23 protein-coding genes and 1 pseudogene are annotated in these 20,341 nt (G+C 50.0%); 16 read left to right on the top strand and 8 right to left on the bottom strand.

From position 1 onward, the window contains the following. Positions 1-12 precede the first annotated feature (12 nt). The 4 genes and pseudogenes from ansA to yajD all read left to right on the top strand — a co-directional run bounded on the left by ansA (position 13) and on the right by yajD (position 2,940). Positions 13-1,029, top strand: coding sequence for an asparaginase (gene ansA, locus On2M_RS13875; protein WP_151218988.1), 1,017 nt, complete (start codon positions 13-15; stop codon positions 1,027-1,029). 14 nt (positions 1,030-1,043) lie between these two features. Beyond that, positions 1,044-1,685 carry a bifunctional nicotinamidase/pyrazinamidase gene (pncA, locus tag On2M_RS13870; RefSeq protein WP_151218987.1) on the top strand — a complete coding sequence of 214 codons (642 nt, stop codon included), beginning with the start codon at positions 1,044-1,046 and terminating at the stop codon, positions 1,683-1,685. A gap of 138 nt (positions 1,686-1,823) precedes the next feature. After that, positions 1,824-2,501: pseudogene (locus tag On2M_RS13865) on the top strand (glycosyl hydrolase family 18 protein); the annotation flags it as partial. Positions 2,502-2,595: 94 nt separating this feature from the next. Then, positions 2,596-2,940 (top strand): HNH nuclease YajD, encoded by a 345-nt coding sequence (gene yajD, locus On2M_RS13860; protein ID WP_003030690.1) that lies wholly within the window; start codon positions 2,596-2,598, stop codon positions 2,938-2,940. Positions 2,941-2,984: 44 nt separating this feature from the next. Here yajD and On2M_RS13855 read toward each other — a convergent pair whose 3' ends face one another. Together On2M_RS13855 and msrB are read right to left on the bottom strand one after the other, a co-directional pair. Beyond that, a complete protein-coding gene (locus tag On2M_RS13855) occupies positions 2,985-3,260 on the bottom strand; it encodes a YeaC family protein (protein ID WP_151218986.1) in 276 nt (91 codons plus the stop codon). Between the two features lie 42 nt (positions 3,261-3,302). Then, entirely contained in the window at positions 3,303-3,716 is a 414-nt protein-coding gene (gene msrB / locus On2M_RS13850; protein WP_061067757.1) for a peptide-methionine (R)-S-oxide reductase MsrB, read from the bottom strand. Between the two features lie 341 nt (positions 3,717-4,057). Between msrB and gapA the strand changes: the two genes are divergently transcribed. Beyond that, positions 4,058-5,053, top strand: coding sequence for a glyceraldehyde-3-phosphate dehydrogenase (gapA, locus tag On2M_RS13845; protein WP_003030697.1), 996 nt, complete (start codon positions 4,058-4,060; stop codon positions 5,051-5,053). A gap of 268 nt (positions 5,054-5,321) precedes the next feature. Next, entirely contained in the window at positions 5,322-6,206 is an 885-nt protein-coding gene (locus On2M_RS13840) for a D-hexose-6-phosphate mutarotase (protein WP_210904987.1), read from the top strand. A 112-nt stretch (positions 6,207-6,318) separates the two neighbouring features. Here the strand turns inward: On2M_RS13840 and On2M_RS13835 are convergent, their stop codons facing one another. Together On2M_RS13835 and On2M_RS13830 are read right to left on the bottom strand one after the other, a co-directional pair. Beyond that, entirely contained in the window at positions 6,319-7,173 is an 855-nt protein-coding gene (locus tag On2M_RS13835; protein ID WP_210904986.1) for an aldo/keto reductase, read from the bottom strand. A gap of 158 nt (positions 7,174-7,331) precedes the next feature. After that, a complete protein-coding gene (locus On2M_RS13830) occupies positions 7,332-8,078 on the bottom strand; it encodes a MipA/OmpV family protein (protein ID WP_151218982.1) in 747 nt (248 codons plus the stop codon). 433 nt (positions 8,079-8,511) lie between these two features. On the opposite strand from On2M_RS13830, the gene yeaG reads away from it, so the two are divergent. From yeaG to On2M_RS13805, 5 genes are all read left to right on the top strand, one after another. Continuing rightward, a complete protein-coding gene (gene yeaG / locus On2M_RS13825) occupies positions 8,512-10,446 on the top strand; it encodes a protein kinase YeaG (protein WP_043016649.1) in 1,935 nt (644 codons plus the stop codon). Positions 10,447-10,641: 195 nt separating this feature from the next. Then, positions 10,642-11,925: a YeaH/YhbH family protein gene (locus On2M_RS13820; protein WP_048214373.1), complete on the top strand. Its 1,284-nt coding sequence runs from the start codon at positions 10,642-10,644 to the stop codon at positions 11,923-11,925. 152 nt (positions 11,926-12,077) lie between these two features. Next, entirely contained in the window at positions 12,078-13,568 is a 1,491-nt protein-coding gene (dgcJ, locus tag On2M_RS13815; protein WP_187252564.1) for a diguanylate cyclase DgcJ, read from the top strand. A gap of 43 nt (positions 13,569-13,611) precedes the next feature. Next, positions 13,612-14,115 (top strand): YbaK/prolyl-tRNA synthetase associated domain-containing protein, encoded by a 504-nt coding sequence (locus On2M_RS13810; RefSeq protein WP_151218980.1) that lies wholly within the window; start codon positions 13,612-13,614, stop codon positions 14,113-14,115. A gap of 137 nt (positions 14,116-14,252) precedes the next feature. Further along, positions 14,253-14,699: a DUF441 domain-containing protein gene (locus On2M_RS13805; RefSeq protein WP_003832453.1), complete on the top strand. Its 447-nt coding sequence runs from the start codon at positions 14,253-14,255 to the stop codon at positions 14,697-14,699. Here the strand turns inward: On2M_RS13805 and On2M_RS13800 are convergent. Then, positions 14,656-15,474 (bottom strand): helix-turn-helix transcriptional regulator, encoded by an 819-nt coding sequence (locus On2M_RS13800; RefSeq protein WP_151218979.1) that lies wholly within the window; start codon positions 15,472-15,474, stop codon positions 14,656-14,658. The genes On2M_RS13805 and On2M_RS13800 overlap by 44 nt on opposite strands. A 99-nt stretch (positions 15,475-15,573) precedes the next feature. Between On2M_RS13800 and On2M_RS13795 the strand changes: the two genes are divergently transcribed. Continuing rightward, positions 15,574-16,761 carry a CynX/NimT family MFS transporter gene (locus On2M_RS13795; protein WP_151218978.1) on the top strand — a complete coding sequence of 396 codons (1,188 nt, stop codon included), beginning with the start codon at positions 15,574-15,576 and terminating at the stop codon, positions 16,759-16,761. A gap of 35 nt (positions 16,762-16,796) precedes the next feature. On the opposite strand, the gene On2M_RS13790 is transcribed toward On2M_RS13795, so the two are convergent. Beyond that, positions 16,797-17,504 carry a CTP synthase gene (locus On2M_RS13790; protein ID WP_210904985.1) on the bottom strand — a complete coding sequence of 236 codons (708 nt, stop codon included), beginning with the start codon at positions 17,502-17,504 and terminating at the stop codon, positions 16,797-16,799. 177 nt (positions 17,505-17,681) lie between these two features. Between On2M_RS13790 and On2M_RS13785 the strand changes: the two genes are divergently transcribed. Continuing rightward, complete coding sequence (locus On2M_RS13785) at positions 17,682-18,029, top strand: DUF488 domain-containing protein (RefSeq protein ID WP_187252565.1); 348 nt, start codon at positions 17,682-17,684, stop codon at positions 18,027-18,029. A 7-nt stretch (positions 18,030-18,036) separates the two neighbouring features. On the opposite strand, the gene On2M_RS13780 is transcribed toward On2M_RS13785, so the two are convergent. After that, positions 18,037-18,285: a DUF333 domain-containing protein gene (locus tag On2M_RS13780; protein ID WP_187252566.1), complete on the bottom strand. Its 249-nt coding sequence runs from the start codon at positions 18,283-18,285 to the stop codon at positions 18,037-18,039. 186 nt (positions 18,286-18,471) lie between these two features. On the opposite strand from On2M_RS13780, the gene On2M_RS13775 reads away from it, so the two are divergent. Genes On2M_RS13775 through yoaJ form a run of 3 tightly spaced genes read left to right on the top strand, consistent with a single transcriptional unit; the run spans position 18,472 to position 19,720 of the window. Continuing rightward, entirely contained in the window at positions 18,472-19,497 is a 1,026-nt protein-coding gene (locus On2M_RS13775; protein ID WP_151225350.1) for a GGDEF domain-containing protein, read from the top strand. Positions 19,498-19,544: 47 nt separating this feature from the next. Next, positions 19,545-19,643 carry a YoaK family small membrane protein gene (locus On2M_RS13770; RefSeq protein WP_032941789.1) on the top strand — a complete coding sequence of 33 codons (99 nt, stop codon included), beginning with the start codon at positions 19,545-19,547 and terminating at the stop codon, positions 19,641-19,643. Positions 19,644-19,645: 2 nt separating this feature from the next. After that, positions 19,646-19,720 carry a protein YoaJ gene (yoaJ, locus tag On2M_RS13765; protein ID WP_099530266.1) on the top strand — a complete coding sequence of 25 codons (75 nt, stop codon included), beginning with the start codon at positions 19,646-19,648 and terminating at the stop codon, positions 19,718-19,720. A gap of 47 nt (positions 19,721-19,767) precedes the next feature. Here the strand turns inward: yoaJ and On2M_RS13760 are convergent, their stop codons facing one another. After that, entirely contained in the window at positions 19,768-20,016 is a 249-nt protein-coding gene (locus On2M_RS13760) for a GlsB/YeaQ/YmgE family stress response membrane protein (RefSeq protein WP_151218974.1), read from the bottom strand. Between the last annotated feature and the right edge of the window lie 325 nt (positions 20,017-20,341).

The raw sequence follows: 20,341 nt of genomic DNA, 5'->3' as shown, positions 1-20,341 counted from the left end.
AGAAGAAAAGTCATGCAGAAAAAATCAATTTACGTTGCCTATACCGGCGGTACCATTGGTATGCAGCGCTCAGAACAGGGTTATATTCCCGTTTCCGGTCACCTGCAGCGCCAGCTGGCATTGATGCCTGAATTCCACCGTCCGGAGATGCCAGACTTCACCATCCACGAATACGCCCCGCTGATGGATTCCTCCGATATGACACCGGAAGACTGGCAGCATATTGCGGAAGACATTAAAGCGCACTACGACGATTATGATGGCTTTGTTATTCTGCACGGCACCGACACCATGGCGTTTACGGCTTCGGCGCTCTCTTTTATGCTGGAAAATCTGGGTAAGCCCGTAATTGTGACAGGGTCACAAATACCGTTAGCCGAGCTACGCTCAGACGGGCAAATCAACCTGCTCAATGCGCTGTACGTTGCGGCAAATTATCCGATTAATGAAGTGACTCTGTTTTTCAACAATCGACTATTTCGTGGCAACCGTACCACTAAAGCGCACGCCGATGGTTTTGACGCCTTTGCCTCACCCAACCTTGCACCGCTGCTGGAGGCAGGGATCCACATTCGTCGCCTGGGGACACCGCCTGCACCACATGGCACCGGCGAACTGATTGTGCACCCTATTACGCCACAACCGATTGGCGTGGTCACCATTTACCCCGGTATCTCCGCTGATGTGGTGCGAAACTTCCTGCGCCAGCCGGTAAAAGCGTTAATTCTGCGTTCTTACGGCGTGGGCAATGCGCCGCAAAATAAAGAGTTTCTGCAAGAACTTGAAGATGCGAGCTCACGTGGCATTGTGGTGGTTAACCTGACCCAGTGCATGTCCGGCAAGGTAAATATGGGGGGCTATGCGACGGGGAATGCCCTGGCACATGCGGGTGTGATTGGCGGCGCGGATATGACGGTCGAAGCCACGCTCACCAAATTGCACTATTTACTGAGTCAGGGACTGGATACGCAGACCATTCGTGAAGCAATGACGCAAAATCTGCGCGGTGAGCTTACCCCGGACGAATAAAGGAGTTTATGCCCATGACCCGAGCCTTACTGTTGGTCGATTTACAAAATGACTTTTGTGCCGGTGGTGCGCTCGCCGTTCCGCAAGGCGACAGCACAATTGATATTGCCAACCGTCTGATTGACTGGTGTGCCATACGCGGTGACACCGTCGTTGCCAGCCTGGACTGGCACCCGGCTCATCACGGCAGCTTTGCCAGTCAGCATCAGGTTGCCCCCTACAGTCAGGGACAACTCGATGGCCTCGCGCAAACCTTCTGGCCTGACCATTGCGTACAGCACAGCGAAGGTGCAACCCTGCATCCACTGCTGAACCAGCGGGCAATAACTCAAACCTTTACCAAGGGCGAGAACCCGCTGGTCGACAGTTACAGTGCGTTTTTTGATAACGGTCGTCGCCAGGCTACAGCACTGAATGCGTGGCTACAGCAACATCATATTACCGACCTCATCATCATGGGGCTGGCAACTGATTATTGCGTCAAATTTACCGTTCTCGATGCGCTCGACTTGGGTTATACCGTCAGCGTTATTACCGACGGTTGCCGTGGCGTTAATATTCAACCCCAGGACAGTGCAAACGCCTTTATAGATATGGCGGCGGCGGGCGCAACGCTGTATACACTTGATGACTGGCTGGAAACCCAGCACAAATAATTTTAAACGCCTCCTCCAGCCTACAGATTTGCGCATTTCTGCAAATCTGTAGGCCAAAAAAGAGACTCGCAGCCCCATTTGGTGGCGTAATTTCCAACCAATAACACCTGCCCAAACAGCTTGTCTCTTCACCAACATGCCGTGGGTGCGAATGCGGAAAGTCCGAAAAGCTGGGTAGATGTGAAAGCCATTGCGCCATCGCTCGATTACATCAACCTGATGACCTATGACATGGCTTACGGCACCCAGTATTTTAACTCGAACCTGTATAATTCGACGCAATGGCCGACGGTCGCGGCGGCGGATAAGTACAGCGCCGATTTTGTAGTCAGTAACTATCTCGCAGCCGGTCTGAAACCGAGCCAAATGAATCTGGGCATTGGCTTTTATGGACGCGTACCAAAACGCGCCATTGAGCCAGGCATTGACTGGAGCAAACCTGACGCGCAGAAAAACCCGGCTACCCAGCCCTATTTTGGGCCAGCGCAAATTGAGTTGTTCAAATCACTGGGCGTCGATCTGAGCAAAGATACCTATGTGAAGTACAACGATATTGTGGCGAAGTTGATCAACGATCCGCAAAAACGCTTTAGCCAGCACTGGGATGATGAAGCAAAAGTGCCGTGGCTGTCGGTGCAGTCTGCGGATGGAAAAACACTCTTTGCCCTCTCCTATGAAAATCCGCGTTCGGTGGCGATAAAAGCCGACTACATCAAAAGCAAAGGGTTGGGAGGCGCCATGTTCTGGGAGTACGGCGCAGATGACAATAATCAATTGGCGAGGCAGTTAGCCGATTCACTAGGCATCAAACACTGATCCCAACGCCTGACACAATAGGTTATGATTAGCCCATTCTGCTGCGCCAGCTTTTGGCGCAGCTCTTCATTATCTACTGGAGGCATGCGCTTTTATGGCTTTTATCCCTAAAAATTACGCCCGTCTGGAAGTCGGATACCGGGAAAAGGCGCTAAAACTCTTCCCCTGGGTTTGCGGACGTTGTTCACGTGAGTTCGTGTATTCCAATCTGCGCGAGCTGACGGTACATCACATCGATCACGATCACTCCAATAACCCGGAAGATGGTAGCAACTGGGAGATGCTATGCCTGTATTGCCACGATCATGAGCATTCGAAATATACTGAGGTGGATCAGTATGGTTCTACTGTAGTGGCAGGGGAAGATGCGCAGAAAGACGTCGGCGAGGCGAAATATAATCCGTTTGCCGATCTGAAGGCGATGATGAATAAGAAATAACATCAACTGCGGGCCCGACACCGATGTTTGTCGGGCCTGGATAATCAGGATTTAAACGTCGCAATCGGTTCGGGCATAATACCAAATTCCACTTTCAGCTGTTGCTTACTCTTCATCACCATCTCACCATTGGTATCAATCGTCATATGCTGCGCGTCAATATTATTTCGCGCCTGCCATAACATCACCAGCTGTAAACTGTTCTCTTTTTGTTCTGCCGTTAGCGCGACGCCATCCGGCCATTTTCCGAGTTCAACGGCTGTAGATAAGCGCTGATAAACTTCCGGCGTCATGCTGTTGATCATCTCATCAAGATTCATGTTAAATCCACTCTTCGTAGAATAATTTGCTGAATCGTTTCCTCAGCCCTTGGTTTGCTCACCGTTTTCACCATCGGTGAAGTTCAAAGACGCTGAGTTAACGCAGTAACGTTCACCGGTAGGTTTAGGGCCATCCGGAAAGACGTGTCCGAGGTGCGCATCACAGTTACCACAGCGAATTTCAATGCGCTGCATGCCATGTGACGTATCTTTTATGTAACGGATAGCCTCTTCACTGACGGGCTCGTAAAAGCTGGGCCAGCCGCAACCAGAGTCATATTTTGTCTCGGAACGAAATAGCGGTTTGTCGCAGATCAGACAATGGTAGATGCCGTCACGCTTGTTATGCAGCAAACGCCCGGTAAATGGCGGTTCTGTCCCGTGATTCTGCGTCACGTAGAACTGCATTTCGGTTAAATTTTTTTTCAGTTCTTCTGGAGAAGGTTGATTAGCCATTTGCTCACATCTCACTTTATCTAAACTCACATTGCGAGACAGATTCTAACAAAACATTAACACCGGAGTGCGAACTTTTGTTCTAAACTTGATCCTTGCGAAATGGCAGCCTGTAATTCGTGATCAGACTCACGTTTTTATCTTAATTGCCCTTTAAAATTCGGGTCGCCGACCCCATGTGGTTCCAAGCCCAAAGGAAGAGTGAGGCGAGTCAGTTGCGCAAAGCTTAGGCAGCAGATTGATTTGTCGCAATGATTGACACGATTCCGCTTGACGCTGCGTAAGGTTTTTGTAATTTTACAGGCAACCTTTTATTCACTAACAAATAGCTGGTGGAATATATGACTATCAAAGTAGGTATCAACGGTTTTGGCCGTATCGGTCGCATTGTTTTCCGTGCTGCTCAAGAACGCTCTGACATCGAGATCGTTGCAATCAACGACCTGTTAGACGCTGACTACATGGCTTACATGCTGAAATATGACTCCACTCACGGCCGTTTCAACGGTACCGTTGAAGTGAAAGACGGTCATCTGATCGTAAACGGTAAAAAAATCCGTGTTACCGCTGAACGTGATCCGGCTAACCTGAAATGGGACGAAGTTGGTGTTGACGTAGTTGCTGAAGCTACTGGCCTGTTCCTGACAGACGAAACCGCTCGTAAGCACATCACTGCTGGCGCGAAAAAAGTGGTTCTGACTGGTCCGTCCAAAGATAACACTCCAATGTTTGTTAAAGGCGCTAACTTTGACAAATACGAAGGTCAGGACATCGTTTCTAACGCTTCCTGCACCACTAACTGCCTGGCTCCGCTGGCTAAAGTTATCAACGACAACTTCGGCATCATCGAAGGTCTGATGACAACTGTTCACGCGACCACCGCTACTCAGAAAACCGTTGATGGCCCGTCTCACAAAGACTGGCGCGGCGGCCGCGGCGCATCCCAGAACATCATCCCGTCCTCTACCGGTGCTGCTAAAGCTGTAGGTAAAGTTCTGCCAGAACTGAACGGCAAACTGACTGGTATGGCGTTCCGCGTTCCTACCCCGAACGTATCCGTTGTTGACCTGACCGTTCGTCTGGAAAAAGCTGCTTCTTACGAAGAAATTAAGAAAGCAATCAAAGCTGCTTCCGAAGGCCCGATGAAAGGCGTTCTGGGTTACACCGAAGACGACGTAGTATCTACCGATTTCAACGGTGAAGTTTGCACTTCCGTGTTCGATGCTAAAGCAGGTATCGCACTGAACGACAACTTCGTGAAACTGGTATCCTGGTACGACAACGAAACCGGCTACTCTAACAAAGTTCTGGATCTGATTGCTCACATCTCCAAATAAGTTGAGATGAAACAGTAATCTGTAAGAGCGACTCTGGTCGCTCTTTTTTTTGCCTGAAGATACCCGTCATACTTCAAGTTGCAGGTGTGTTGGCTACGCTCTCTCACTCGAATCGCTTACTACAGTAAGCTCATCGAGGTGAATCAGGGACATCCATGTCCCTGACCGAAGGCAACCTTCGGTTGTTCAAATTCGTTCCTGACGAATTTGTCGTTCACTTGCCGCCGTCCTGCAACCCGAATTATTCAAGGTTAAAAAGGACTGCGTAATGATTAATAAAATTTTTGCACTTCCGGTAATCGAACAAATTACCCCTGTCCTATCCCGCCGTCAGCTTGATGAGCTTGAGGTTCTTGTTGTCGATCACCCACAGGTTAAAGCTTCTTTCGCGCTGCAGGGCGCACATCTTCTATCCTGGAAACCAAACGGCGAAGAGGAAGTCCTGTGGCTAAGTAACAATACCCCGTTCAAAACCGGCGTAGCGCTGCGTGGCGGCGTCCCCATTTGCTGGCCGTGGTTTGGCCCGGCGACTCAACAAGGTTTGCCTTCTCATGGTTTTGCTCGTAACTTGCCATGGACGCTGAAAGCGCACAATGAAGACGACAATGGCGTGGTCCTGACATTTGAGCTGCAAAGTAGCGCTGAAACGTGTCAGCTGTGGCCACACGAATTCTGCTTGCTAGCCCGCTTCAAAGTAGGCGCCACCTGCGAGATGGAACTGGAAGCTCACGGTGAGTTTGAAACCACCTCCGCGCTGCATACCTATTTCAACGTCGGTGATATTGCGGCAGTGAAAGTCAGTGGTCTTGGCGATCGCCTGATCGATAAAGTGAATGATGCTAAAGAAGATGTACTGGCTGACGGCATTCAGACTTTCCCAGACCGCACCGATCGTGTTTATCTGAATCCGCAAGCGTGCAGCGTCATTCATGATGATGCGCTGAATCGCAATATTAACGTGATCCATCACCACCATCTGAACGTTGTCGGCTGGAACCCGGGCCCGGCGCTATCCATTAGCATGGGTGACATGCCGGATGATGGCTACAAAACGTTTGTTTGCGTCGAAACGGCTTACGCGACCGAACCGCAGAAAACTACCGCCGAGAAACCGTCTCGCCTGGCGCAAACCATTCAGGTTGCTAAACGCTAAGATTGTCTCCATTGCCTGAAACAGCTCAGAGCACCATGCCGGATGCGGCTAACGCCTTATCCGGCCTACAAACAACACGTAGCCGGAGACCTGAGCATCGTCATTTGACAAATCAGACCATATCCAGCGCCGTTTTACCTTTTGGTGCCGGATATGCCTCATCCAACAGCTTCAGTTCATCAACCGAGAGCATGATTTCCAACGCGGCAGCATTTTGTTCGACATGCGCTACGCTTGCCGCTTTTGGGATCGCCATCACGCCCGAAAGACGAATCACCCACGCCAGTAAAATCTGCGCGACGCTAACATGGTGTGTGCGTGCGATGTCGTTGACCACAGGGTTAGAAAGCAAGCCACTGCGCAATCGCCCCGCCTGAGCCAGCGGACTGTAAGCCATGACCGGCATCTGCTGCTGCTGGCACCACGGCAGTAAATCATATTCAATACCGCGCGATGCCAGATGATAGAGCACCTGGTTAGTTGCACATTCCCGCCCACCAGCGACCTGCCATAACGCCTGCATATCATCGTAATCGAGATTAGACACCCCCCAACGGCGAATTTTGCCCTGTGCGATAAGCACTTCCATGACGTCAACGGTCTCGGCAAATGAAAAATCTCCCGTCCAGTGCAACAAGTAGAGATCCAGATAATCGGTTTTCAGTCGGCGAAGACTCGCTTCACAAGCAGCAATGGCCTTCTGCCCACCCGCATTCCATGGGTAAACTTTCGAGACTAAAAAAGCGCTATCACGGCACCCCGTCAATGCTTCACCAACCACCTCTTCCGCTGCACCATCAGCATACATTTCGGCGGTATCGATCAGCCGCAGGCCGAGATCCAAACCAGCCTGCAGCGCAGATACTTCATCCCGGCGTCGGCCAGCATCCTCGCCCATATACCATGTACCCTGCCCAATAGCAGGAAGTGATACCTGTTTTGTAAACATCACCTGTTTCACGGTCATCGCACCCTCCTGTGTTGATGCACCACAGTAAAGCAAAACTACTGGCATATGTCCTGTTAAGGTGCACAAATTGCACCATCATGATCTGGGGGTTATCCTAATTTTAATGACGTAAAAAAGCCCGCATCTCAGCGGGCTAGTATTTGAACGCAGTGATATCAGAACTTGTAGGTCACACCCACCGAGAAGATGCCAGACCAGGATTTATCAACCATCGGGCTATCCTTCACTTCATCACTCAAACGCACATAACGGCCTGTGCCGTATACGTCCCAGTTGCCAAGGAAGTTATAGCTCGCAGTCAGCTCCAGGAACGGATCCCATCCATCGTCAGCGTTGTAGCTTTTCAGGCCACTGCGGCGAGACTCTTTATTGGAAACGCCATAATAATAGTCGTTGTAGTTTTCGCTGCTGTACTGCACACCGATACCCGGCGTCAGAGTCAGCGCACCATTGGTGTAACGGTAGAGCCAGGCCAGATCCCAGATAAAGCCGTTGCTGTTATCCAGGGTATCACCCGCCAGTGCGGTGCGCAGGAAACCATACTGGGTGTTATGTACATACGAGAGGCCAGCCATCAAGCTGCCTTTGCGCTTGTCGAGTTGGCGCAGAGCATGGCTATCGCTATCACCCGGCTTGAAGTGCGTCGGATCATAGTACGCCATGATGGAGAGCTTATCTGCCGTGTCATTCCACAGATAGTAGCCGCCACCCAGACCGCGGAACCAGACGTTATCGCCTTCATAGGTAACAACCGGAACGGGATAAACATCGCGGTCATACTGTTTGTACGGGCTGTTTATCACGCCGACACCAGCACCAACAGTCCACTGACTTTCCGCCTGTGCGGTGCTAACTGCGGTTGCGGCAAGGACGCCCAATGCCAGAAGTTTGAGTTTGGTCACAGTCCATAATTCCTTATTCAAATGTGTAGCGGTCAAAGTGTAACCGCCAATACGCTTCAACCCAACTATTTTACGTATTCCCCCCAGAATGTAACCCCCTAATTTCTCAGCGAGTGATGACAATTTGCTTGCAGGAAGGTGAACACCGCATGAATCCTGCCCCATATCTTTACATTAGATGTGCTTTTTTTGCCGATGAGTTATTGATATGCCATTGAAATTCATTTGCGCGCACAGGCAAGTTTTGCAAATGCCATCTACGCTTAATTTTAGAAGGTGTATCACCGAATACGTTGATCTCCTGACCACCACAATGGCATGAGAGTTGCTTATTTCTTCGGCAACGACGTCGTTCAGTTTACCTCTTCAGGGGCCTCTACTATTCATATGAACGGCTCTTAACATGTGCTAAAAAACGAAAGGACGGCATACCATGAATATATTCGATCACTATCGCCAGCGTTATGAAGCTGCCAAGGACGAAGAGTTCACACTGCAGGAGTTTCTTACCACTTGTCGGCAAGATCGCAGTGCTTATGCCAATGCGGCTGAGCGGCTATTAATGGCTATTGGTGAGCCTGTCATGGTCGACACTGCCCACGAACCTCGACTTTCTCGACTCTTTTCGAATCGGGTGATTGCACGGTATCCCGCATTTGAAGAGTTTTACGGCATGGAAGATGCCATTGAGCAGATTGTTTCTTATTTGAAGCATGCGGCTCAAGGTCTGGAAGAGAAGAAGCAGATTCTGTATCTGCTGGGGCCTGTGGGAGGGGGGAAATCATCTCTTGCTGAACGGCTGAAGTCGCTGATGCAGCGAGTACCGATTTATGTCCTGAGTGCCAACGGCGAACGTAGCCCGGTAAACGATCATCCATTATGCCTGTTTAATCCGCAGGAAGACGCGCAAATTCTGGAAAAAGAGTATGGGATCCCGCGTCGCTATCTCGGGACGATCATGTCGCCCTGGGCTGCGAAACGTCTGCATGATTTTGGCGGGGACATTACAAAATTCCGCGTTGTCAAAGTCTGGCCGTCTATTCTGGAGCAGATCGCTATCGCTAAAACAGAGCCTGGTGATGAAAACAACCAAGATATCTCTGCGCTGGTCGGGAAAGTGGATATTCGTAAGCTCGAACACCACGCCCAAAACGATCCTGATGCCTACGGTTATTCGGGCGCACTGTGCCGTTCAAACCAGGGGATTATGGAGTTCGTTGAGATGTTTAAAGCACCGATTAAAGTGCTGCATCCTCTGCTGACCGCAACCCAGGAAGGAAACTACAACGGGACAGAAGGTATCTCTGCCCTGCCGTTTAACGGGATTATTCTTGCCCACTCGAACGAGTCCGAATGGGTGACGTTCCGTAATAACAAAAACAATGAGGCGTTCCTTGACCGTGTTTACATTGTCAAAGTGCCTTATTGCCTGCGGATCTCCGAAGAGATCAAAATTTACGAAAAACTGCTTAATCATAGCGAGCTGACCCATGCACCTTGCGCTCCGGGGACGCTGGAAACGCTCTCTCGCTTTACCATTCTTTCTCGCCTGAAAGAGCCGGAGAACTCGAGTATTTACTCGAAGATGCGCGTTTATGATGGTGAAAGCCTGAAAGATACCGATCCTAAAGCGAAATCCTATCAGGAGTATCGGGATTACGCCGGGGTCGATGAGGGAATGAATGGTCTGTCAACGCGTTTCGCGTTTAAGATCCTCTCTCGCGTCTTTAACTTTGACCATGCCGAAGTGGCAGCTAACCCTGTGCATCTGTTTTACGTACTGGAGCAACAAATCGAGCGTGAACAATTCCCGCAGGAGTTAGCTGAACGTTATCTTGAATTCCTGAAAGGCTACCTGATCCCGAAATATGCTGAATTCATCGGCAAAGAGATCCAGACGGCTTATCTCGAATCTTATTCCGAATACGGACAGAACATTTTCGACCGTTATGTCACCTATGCGGATTTCTGGATTCAGGATCAAGAGTATCGCGATCCGGATACCGGTCAATTGTTTGACCGTGAGTCGCTGAACTCAGAACTGGAGAAAATTGAGAAACCGGCGGGTATCAGTAACCCGAAAGATTTCCGTAACGAGATAGTCAATTTTGTTCTGCGTGCCAGAGCGAATAACAGCGGTCGTAATCCTAACTGGACCAGTTACGAAAAACTGCGCACGGTTATTGAGAAGAAAATGTTCTCCAATACCGAAGAACTGCTGCCGGTCATTTCGTTCAATGCGAAAACCTCGACTGACGAGCAGAAAAAGCACGACGATTTTGTCGACCGTATGATGGAAAAAGGCTACACACGTAAACAGGTGCGTTTACTGTGCGAATGGTATTTGCGCGTACGTAAATCATCTTAACAACATAAACGGCCCGGAAAATTTTATCCATTTACCGGGCCAACAGTTCTTCTGTACGCGAAATCATTCAAGAGGTATCAGGGCGGCAAATGAGTGAATCCCCAGGAGCGTACATAAGTACGTGACTGGAGTGAGCCAACGCAGTGACAACTTGAAGGATGAAGCGTAAGTTGGCAAATGCAGTACGGGGGGCTTATGACCTGGTTTATTGACCGGCGTCTTAACGGCAAGAACAAGAGCACGGTAAACCGCCAGCGCTTTTTACGCCGTTATAAATCGCAAATTAAACAGTCGATCTCCGAGGCCATTAACAAGCGTTCGGTGACTGATGTGGATAGCGGCGAATCTGTCTCTATTCCTACCGATGATATTAGCGAACCGATGTTTCATCAGGGGCGTGGTGGACTGCGCCATCGTGTGCATCCGGGTAACGACCATTTTGTACAGAACGACCGTATTGAACGCCCGCAGGGCGGAGGCGGCGGTTCAGGCAGCGGGCAAGGCCAGGCCAGCCAGGACGGCGAAGGCCAGGATGAGTTCGTCTTCCAGATCTCTAAAGATGAATATCTCGATCTGTTGTTCGAAGATTTAGCACTGCCTAACCTGAAGCAGAATCAGCAGCGCCAGTTAACGGAGTATAAAACGCACCGGGCAGGTTTTACCTCTAACGGTGTGCCGGCCAACATCAGCGTGGTGCGCTCACTGCAAAACTCACTGGCACGCCGTACGGCCATGACCGCAGGTAAGCGTCGCGAGCTGCACGCGCTTGAAGCGGATTTGGAAACCATTGCCAAAAGTGAACCCGCGCAGTTGCTGGAAGAGGAACGGTTACGCAAAGAGATTGCCGAATTACGGGCAAAAATCGAACGCGTACCGTTTATCGACACCTTTGATTTACGCTACAAAAATTATGAAAAACGGCCCGATCCTTCCAGCCAGGCGGTGATGTTCTGTCTGATGGACGTTTCCGGCTCAATGGATCAATCGACCAAAGATATGGCTAAGCGTTTTTATATCCTGCTGTACCTGTTCCTGAGCCGGACCTACAAAAACGTGGAAGTGGTTTATATTCGCCACCATACCCAGGCGAAAGAGGTGGATGAGCATGAGTTCTTCTACTCTCAGGAAACCGGGGGAACCATTGTTTCCAGCGCGTTGAAGCTAATGGATGAAGTGGTAAAAGAGCGCTACAACCCGGCGCAGTGGAACATCTATGCCGCACAGGCTTCGGACGGTGATAACTGGGCGGATGATTCACCGTTGTGTCATGAAATTCTGGCGAAAAAACTGCTGCCGGTAGTGCGGTATTACAGCTATATCGAAATCACTCGCCGCGCTCACCAGACCCTGTGGCGTGAATACGAACATCTGCAATCAACCTTTGATAACTTTGCGATGCAGCATATTCGCGATCAGGATGATATTTACCCAGTATTTCGCGAACTGTTCCATAAGCAAAGTACAACCAGTAATAATTGACCGACAACAATCAGCCGTAGCTCTGGCTCCGGCTGATTGTATTCCTCTTTCCAGAATAGTGACATTTTGCAATGGTTTATCCCGCCGCTCCGTTAGAGCGTTACTGGTGCATGTGCTAAAATCGCATCTCTACTCCAGGGCTGTAAATCATTATGAAATTGCATCATAAAGCGCTCAGGCTCTTTATCTCCGTAAGCGTAATTGTTTTGACGTCTTCTTTTTTGGTTTATGAGCTCATTGCCAGCGATAAAGCAATGAATGCGTATATGCGCTATATCAATGAGAAAGCCGATTCATCGTTTCTTTATGATAGATATACTAATCAAAGCATTGCAGCCCATCTGATGCGCACATTTTCATCCCCCAAGGAACCCGCTTCTGTCGAACAACAAAAAACACTTTGCAACGCTTTCGACAGCGTGAACGGCACTCATGGGCTCAATCTCATAGAGCATAACTACCCGCTTTTGCACGGAACGCTGCAAACCACCTCAACGAAATGTAGCGAAAAACTTGAAGACATATTCCTGCTGCCCTCTTTTGATAAGGCGGTCAACGCTAATCGAGAACAGAAAGATTACGGTCAGGGTTTAGGTACGCTGGAGTATAAATTCAGATATTACGTCGACCTCAAAAATAATTACGTCTATTTTTATGACCGGATCGACTCGCGCCAATTTGCGATACATAACTGGACATTTTTGCAAAAAGGCAGCCTGGGCATCGACCAGAATGATATTGACGGTATTTTCACTGGGCGCACGGTGATCTCCAGTATTTATCAGGATAACCTGACCGGGAAAAAGGTGATGAGCTTTTTAACGCCGGTCTACTATACCGGTAAGTTAAAAGGTGTAGTAATGGTGGATATCAACAAAGAGAATTTAAAGAATATTTTTTATACCAGCGACCGGCCTCTGGTCTGGCGCTATCTTAACGTTACGCTCTCGGATATCAGCTCCGGTAGAGAAATCCTCGTTAACCAAAGTGAGACTGACCTGTTTCACTATGTTCATTACGAGAAAGACATTCCAGGCGGAATACGAGTCACCTTATCACTTGATTTAATGTATTTTATTGTCTCGTCCTGGAAAATCTTCGCTTTCTATCTGCTGGCAACAATTCTGCTGTTGAATTTGGTCAGAACGCATTTTCGCTTGTATCACAACGTCACGCGCGAAAATATCAGTGACGCAATGACCGGACTCTACAATCGGAAAATTTTAACCCCTACGCTCGAACAACGTTTGCAGCAGTTGGTCAATGCGGGCACTCTCGTTACTTTTATCGCCATCGACTGCGATAAGCTGAAAGTCATCAATGATACATTAGGGCATAAAGAAGGCGATCGGATTATCACCCATCTGGCCAAAGCCATTCAAAGCTCTATTCGCAAAAGCGATTATGCCATCCGCCTCGGTGGCGATGAGTTTTGTATTATCCTCATTGACCACCCCAGTGATTTAACGCCCCGCCTGCTGGAAAGGATTCGCTATAACTTAAAAATTATTGCGCATGATATATCCATCAGCTTCTCCACCGGGGTTTATAATATGCAGCCGAACGACACTATTGATGATGCTTACAAAGCATCTGATGCACAACTTTATCTGAACAAACAGAAAAAACGCGCCGGTGTGTGATTATTTTTCTGCAGGATTTTCATTGTTGTACCAGGAGTCAGTCATGACGGAAGTGAACAAAGGTAACGCAACGCATGAGCGTTTAATTTCGCTGTTATCAGAGCAAGGCGCAACGTACCGCGTGGTAAGCCATGAAGCCGTCGGCAAATGTGAGGCGGTTTCTGAAATTCGCGGCACCGCACTTGGCCAGGGAGCAAAAGCCCTGGTCTGTAAGGTCAAAGGCAATGGCGTTAATCAGCATGTGCTGGCAATTCTTCCCGCGGACCAGCAGGCCGATCTCAGTTTGTTAGCGGGTCATATTGGTGGGTTAAGAGCATCGCTTGCCAGCCCGGCGGAAGTCGATGCACTGACAGGCTGCGTTTTTGGCGCGATCCCACCGTTTAGCTTCCATCCTAATCTCAAACTGGTTGCCGATCCGCTATTGTTTGAGCGTTTCAATGAAATTGCGTTTAATGCCGGGTTGCTGGAAAAATCTGTGATCATGGATACCACAGATTATCTGCGTATCGCGCAACCTGAATTAATCCCTTTCCGCCGCGAGCAATAACGGTTGGCGTTAGCAGTAAAAAACGTCGCCTCGTGCGTTAGCCAAAAAAAAATCATAATCATAAAAAAAGCCTGTTCCGTCACGCGTTTACGCGTACAGTAAACAGGCTTATTATTTCTTCTGGTAAGGAAACTACGATGTTTGATGTCACTCTGCTGATCCTCCTCGGACTGGCAGCTCTGGGCTTTGTCAGCCACAACACCACTGTCGCTGTTTCAATCCTGGTGCTGATCATTGTTCGAGTTACCCCTCTCAATACTTTCTTCCCATGGATAGAAAAACAGGGTCTGACCGTCGGGATTATCATTCTGACCATTGGCGTCATGGCGCCAATAGCCAGTGGAACGCTACCGCCCTCCACGCTCATCCACTCCTTTGTGAACTGGAAATCACTGGTCGCTATTGCCGTTGGGGTATTTGTCTCATGGCTCGGCGGGCGCGGCGTCACGCTTATGGGCAGTCAGCCCCAGCTTGTTGCAGGTTTACTGGTCGGCACGGTATTGGGCGTGGCGCTCTTTCGCGGTGTGCCGGTGGGACCGCTCATTGCGGCAGGTCTGGTCTCATTGATTGTTGGGAAGCAGTAGCCAGCCCCGCCAGATAACGGCCTGGTGTTTGCCCCAGGCCTTTTTTGAACATGGTGATAAATGCTGTGGTCGAATCGTAACCGAGCATTTGCGCAACCTGTTGCACGTTATGACCATCTATCAGCGCCTGCAGCGCAAGAATCAGTTGAAGCTGGTGACGCCAGCGACGAAAGCTTAATCCTGTTTCCCTGACAACCAGACGGGCAAGGTTTCGCTCACTCATCGCAAATTCGCTGGCCCATTGCCCTAGCGTTTGCCACTGCGCAGGCTCCCGCGCCATCGTCTCCACCATTCTGCGGATTTTCGGGTGATCGGATACCGGCAATTGCATTTGCTCCTGCGGCTGCTGCGGGAGTTCATCAAATAACACCTGCGTCAACCGCTGGGTTACCGGTTCCAGTCGTTGAGCATCCGTTTTGGACGCCAGCGCCAGAATGAGTTCCCGACATAATGGGGCGATTTTAAGCGTGCAACAGCGTTCAGGCATCACGACCGCCTGCGGTTCAATAAACAGAAAACATAATTGCGCGCCCACTGTAACATGGTTGCTGTGTGGAATTTCGCCGGGGATCCACACCGCATATTGCGGAGGCACCATCCACATGGCGTTTTCAACCTCACAAGTGATCGCGCCATGCAGCGCCAGGATCAATTGCCCCTTACGATGCTGATGCAGAGGACTGAAAAGTTCATCTTCCCGAGCCTGAATACAAAATGCGACCGCTGCATCATGATGCAAATCGGGTTCATAACCATCCAGTCTCAGCCCCAACATAATAATGTCCTATTTTAGCGATAAACTGTCATTTTAGCTTGATTCATCCATAGTGTAAAAACGCTAAAGTATCGCCTCGCCTGACGATATGAGAAAAAAATGATTACGACACCCTCCTCCCGCGGCAAAAACACAGTGCTGCTGATCGCGGGGATCCTGATGATTGCCACCACACTGCGTGTCACCTTTACCGGAGCGGCCCCATTGCTGGATGCCATTCGCGCCGACTACGGCCTGAGTACCGCCCAGACGGGACTTCTGACCACTCTGCCGCTGCTGGCCTTCGCGCTGGTATCCCCCCTGGCTGCCGCCGTTGCGCGCCGTTGGGGCATCGAACGCAGCCTGTTTGCCGCTATGCTGTTGATTTGCGCAGGTATTGCGATACGTTCGCTACCTTCGTCAGGATTCCTGTTTAGCGGTACTGCCACCATTGGGTGCGGTATCGCTCTGGGAAATGTGCTACTACCCGGGTTGATTAAGCGCGATTTTTCCCAACATGTGGCAAAACTCACTGGCGCATACTCGCTGACCATGGGCGCGGCGGCCGCACTGGGTTCGGCCATTGTAGTACCGCTGGCATTAAGTGGATTTGGCTGGCGCGGGGCGCTGATGGTTCTGATAGCCTTTCCACTTCTGGCGCTGATTATCTGGTTGCCTCAATGCCGCCAGACCGCTCATGCCAGTCTGAGTAACTCGCGCGCCTTGCATTCCCGCGCAATCTGGCGCTCTGGCCTCGCCTGGCAAGTGACGCTGTTTCTGGGGATCAACTCCCTTGTCTATTACGTCATCATCGGCTGGCTACCCGCCATTTTAATTAGCCATGGCTACAGTGAATCTCAGGCCGGTTCGTTGCATGGTTTACTGCAGTTGGCAACTGCCGCGCCGGGGTTATTGATTCCCCTCATTCTGAACAGATTTAAGGATCAGCGCGCCATCGCCGCTCTGGTTTCGTTAATGTGCGCTATCGGCGCGGCGGGATTCGCCCTCATACCCGACCAGGCTTTGCTGTGGACCATACTGTTTGGTTTTGGCTCAGGCGCGACTATGATCCTCGGCTTGACCTTTATTGGCCTGCGCGCAAGCTCGGCGCATCAGGCTGCGGCCTTGTCCGGCATGGCACAGTCTGTCGGGTATTTATTGGCCGCCTGCGGGCCACCGCTGATGGGGAAAATTCACGACCTCAACGGGAGCTGGCTGATGCCGTTAGCCGGGGTCGCCGTGTTGGCAATGCTGATGGCGGTATTTGGTCTGTGTGCGGGACGCAATCGGGAGATAGCGAGCGCATAATGCAGCGGGCAGGTGGTGATCGACCTGCCCGTTTTTTATCCTCGCGCAGCGCGCAGTATCGCCTGAACTAACGGCACGGGTTTTCCCACCAGTGCCCCACGTTCATGCTGAAAGAGTGTGCCGACATAAAAAGGATGCGTCACCAACTCAATGGCGCGAATATCACCTGCTTCATCCCAACCGGTAACACGAAGATCGCCGCTCTCCAGCAAAGCGGCAAAATCTTCCGATACGCCATAGTTGCAGTGGTATCCCTCCGAGATAACATCCCGTCCGTAGGCTTTGGCAATCAGCGTATTGGCACGCAGTTCAATATCATCCGTTTTTTCTACCAGCGAACAGCTCAACGGTGCGATCACTATCCGACCCGTGGTATCTGTTTCCGCATGGGCGGCATCGCTCCAGCCCAGCACATTGCGGGCATACTCCAGAATCGCATGCTGAAAACCGCCACAGGTTCCCAGGAATGGGATGCTGTTTTCACGCGCATAGCGTATCGCGATCAGCGCCCCTTCCAGGTGGCGATAAGGACTGCCTGGCACGACCCAGATGGCATCATAGCCAACCAGATCCTCACTGCTGCTGATATCAGATGTGGTTAGCCAGTCATAATCAGCCACTAATTCCAGGACGGCAGCAGCATCATCGATGGCAAGAGGAATCGCCTGATGCGCCACAATATCGGGGTTGTAATCGCCCACCAGCGCAATGCGAAGCGTATCTTTAATCGGGGAAATTTCCATTAAACTTTCCTTATGTCCAGACAATGAGGGACACTATAAGGAGCCTCAGCCTACCGATTTTTTGTTGGTATCACAATCCCTTAAATTGGGAGGCAGGGCTGGTCGAATGCTATAATGGTCACGTTTTACGATCTTATTTTACCGTATTAGCAATGGCGTAATGGAGCGGATGAAGAGATGAATATTCAGTGCAAACGCGTGTATGATCCGGCAGAAAAAAGTGATGGGTATCGTGTATTGGTCGACCGGTTGTGGCCTCGTGGGGTGAAAAAGAGCGATCTTATTTTCAACGAATGGAATAAAGTACTTACCCCGTCATCTGATTTACGCAAGGCATTCCACGCGGAGCTGCTCGATTTCTCGCATTTTTCTGAGCAATATCGCGCTGAACTGGCTCAACAGCAGCAGGAAGGAAAGCGTCTTGCAGAGATTGCCCGAAAGCAAACCTTAACGCTACTGTATGCGGCGAAAAATACCCAGCAAAACCACGCGCAGGTGCTGGCAGACTGGCTACGTCAATGCTGACCGTGTATCACTTGACCGTGGTGGGATGATCTCTGCGCCAGAGCGCCCATTCATCAATCACTTCCCCACCAGGTAGTTTGCAGTCTGACCTTACGCCTTGTGGAGTCTGCACCGCAATCAGCGAACCGCCCTTTTGTTCGCAATACACCGATGCCGGATTCGCCATGCCTATTTTTGGCGGTTTGGGGGCGTCAGGCTGCGTGGTACATCCTGCCAGCACCAGCAAGCCGGGCAAAACAATAGTCGTAAGTTTCATCTCTACTCCTGTTTAAAAGCATTATTCCGGCAGATTACCCCGACTTCCCTTCTATCTCCATGTTTAACGTTACGATTTCAATTTTGTGATTACATTTCAGCCAGGAACGCGTGTTTCATCTTGCTCCCGGATGTTCTATCATGCGCCCACATCAGCCCTGTCATCACTCAAGAGTATTTACACCTCATGTCGGACATGATCCTCGCCAGAGTCTCACAATCCTTAGCCATGGAGCAGTCAGTTGAGAGTCTGGTTCGCCAACTTCTGGAGATGCTGGAAGTGGTGACAGAGATGGAATCCACCTATTTAACCAAGGTTGATTTAGATGCCCGCCTGCAGCATATTTTGTACGCGCGTAATAGCCGACAAATGCAAATCCCCGAAGGGCTGTCCGTACCGTGGGATGAGACGTTGTGCAAACTCGCCATAGATGAAAACTGTCTGTACAGCGACAACGTACCCACACGCTGGCCGGAATGCAGTGCTGCCCGCGCGCTGGAAATCACCACCTTCCTGAGTACTCCGGTTCATCTTCCCGACGGCACTTTCTACGGAACACTCTGTGCTACCAGCCGCCGCCAGCATGCGTTGAGCGAACGTGGTGAACAGGTGTTGCATCTGTTTGCCGGACTTATCGCCCAGTCGATTCAAAAAGAGTCGCTGGTGGCACAGCTACGCGAAGCGAACGCCGCGCTGGTTGCTCACTCCTACACTGATGCCCTGACCGGATTACCGAATCGGCGCGCAATTTTTGAAAACGTCGAGACACTTTTCTCGCTCGCCCAACATCTTAGACAGAAAATAATCTTTGCCTATATTGATTTGGATGATTTCAAATTGATTAACGATCGATTTGGTCATGAGATCGGCGACCAGTTTCTAATCCAGATTGGGCAGCGCCTACTCCGTGAATGCGGTGACAATGATATTCTTGGTCGACTGGGCGGTGATGAATTTTTAGTCGTTAGCTTGTCACCGGAAGATGACAAGGAGCAGCGCGATCGCCTGCAGCAGGTGAAAAATCAGTTGCAGCAGCAAATTTGCGGCGACTATCACCTGGGCGACATTCATTTGTTTTATCCTGGTGCCAGTCTGGGCGTGGTGGAAATCGATCCGCTGGAGACGGATATAAACTGTGCGCTTCATCTCGCAGACAGTGCAATGTACAAGGATAAAAAGCGTCAGGATAAAACCACTTTTGTCGTACATTAACCCCTGCTATGCTGACCCGTCTTTAAATAACCCTGGCAGATAATCGTATGCGACTCGGTATTATTTTCCCCGTCATCATTTTCATTTCCGCTGTCGTTTTCTTATCCTGGTTTTTTATTGGCGGCTACGCTGCGCCGGGAGCATAACGATGAAAAAAACAACGCTCATTATGATTGGCGTGGCTATCATCGTCGTTCTGGGAACAGAACTGGGCTGGTGGTAATCTGAAAAAGGCCACTTATCAGTGGCCTTTTTTGTCAGTATGTTTGCTTAGCTTTTGATTTTTCTGTAGATAAGCAGCACCACAATTGCGCCGATAACGGCTACGACGAAACTGCCGAAGTTGAAACCATCGACTTTACCAAAACCAAAGAAGGTACTGATCCACCCCCCTACTACCGCACCAACAACCCCTAAGATAATGGTCATAAAGAATCCGCCGCCATCTTTACCCGGCATAATCCATTTTGCCAAAATCCCAGCGATAAGACCGAAAATCACCCATGAAATGATGCCCATAATATCCCTCACTTATGTTTTTAAGTTAACGATTCGCTCGTTGTATAAAAGCATAGCATAGCGCTGAAAAATTAAAATTTGTGATGAGCATCACCTGACATTTTCATCTTTTTCTGATCTTTCATAAGGTTAAACCATTCAATGGCGGAACTTGCCCTGACGTAGCTCGTCATTAATGTCGAATCGTCAGTCATTCAGGTTTGTCTCATTCCCCCTCAGCACCTGCAATTGCTGGGTTTTCACTTCTGGCACACTTTATGCTTTAACAGTCCGTCACTATGACAAATCGTAGTCCGCGATGCGTATCGCGTGGCTCCGTTTACAA

The sequence above is a fragment of the Citrobacter sp. On2M genome, assembly GCF_018035235.1.
Taxonomy (GTDB): Bacteria; Pseudomonadota; Gammaproteobacteria; order Enterobacterales; family Enterobacteriaceae; genus Citrobacter; species Citrobacter meridianamericanus.
The sequence above is the reverse complement of the archived record's forward strand: the minus strand, read 5'-3'. Positions and strand labels throughout refer to the sequence as shown.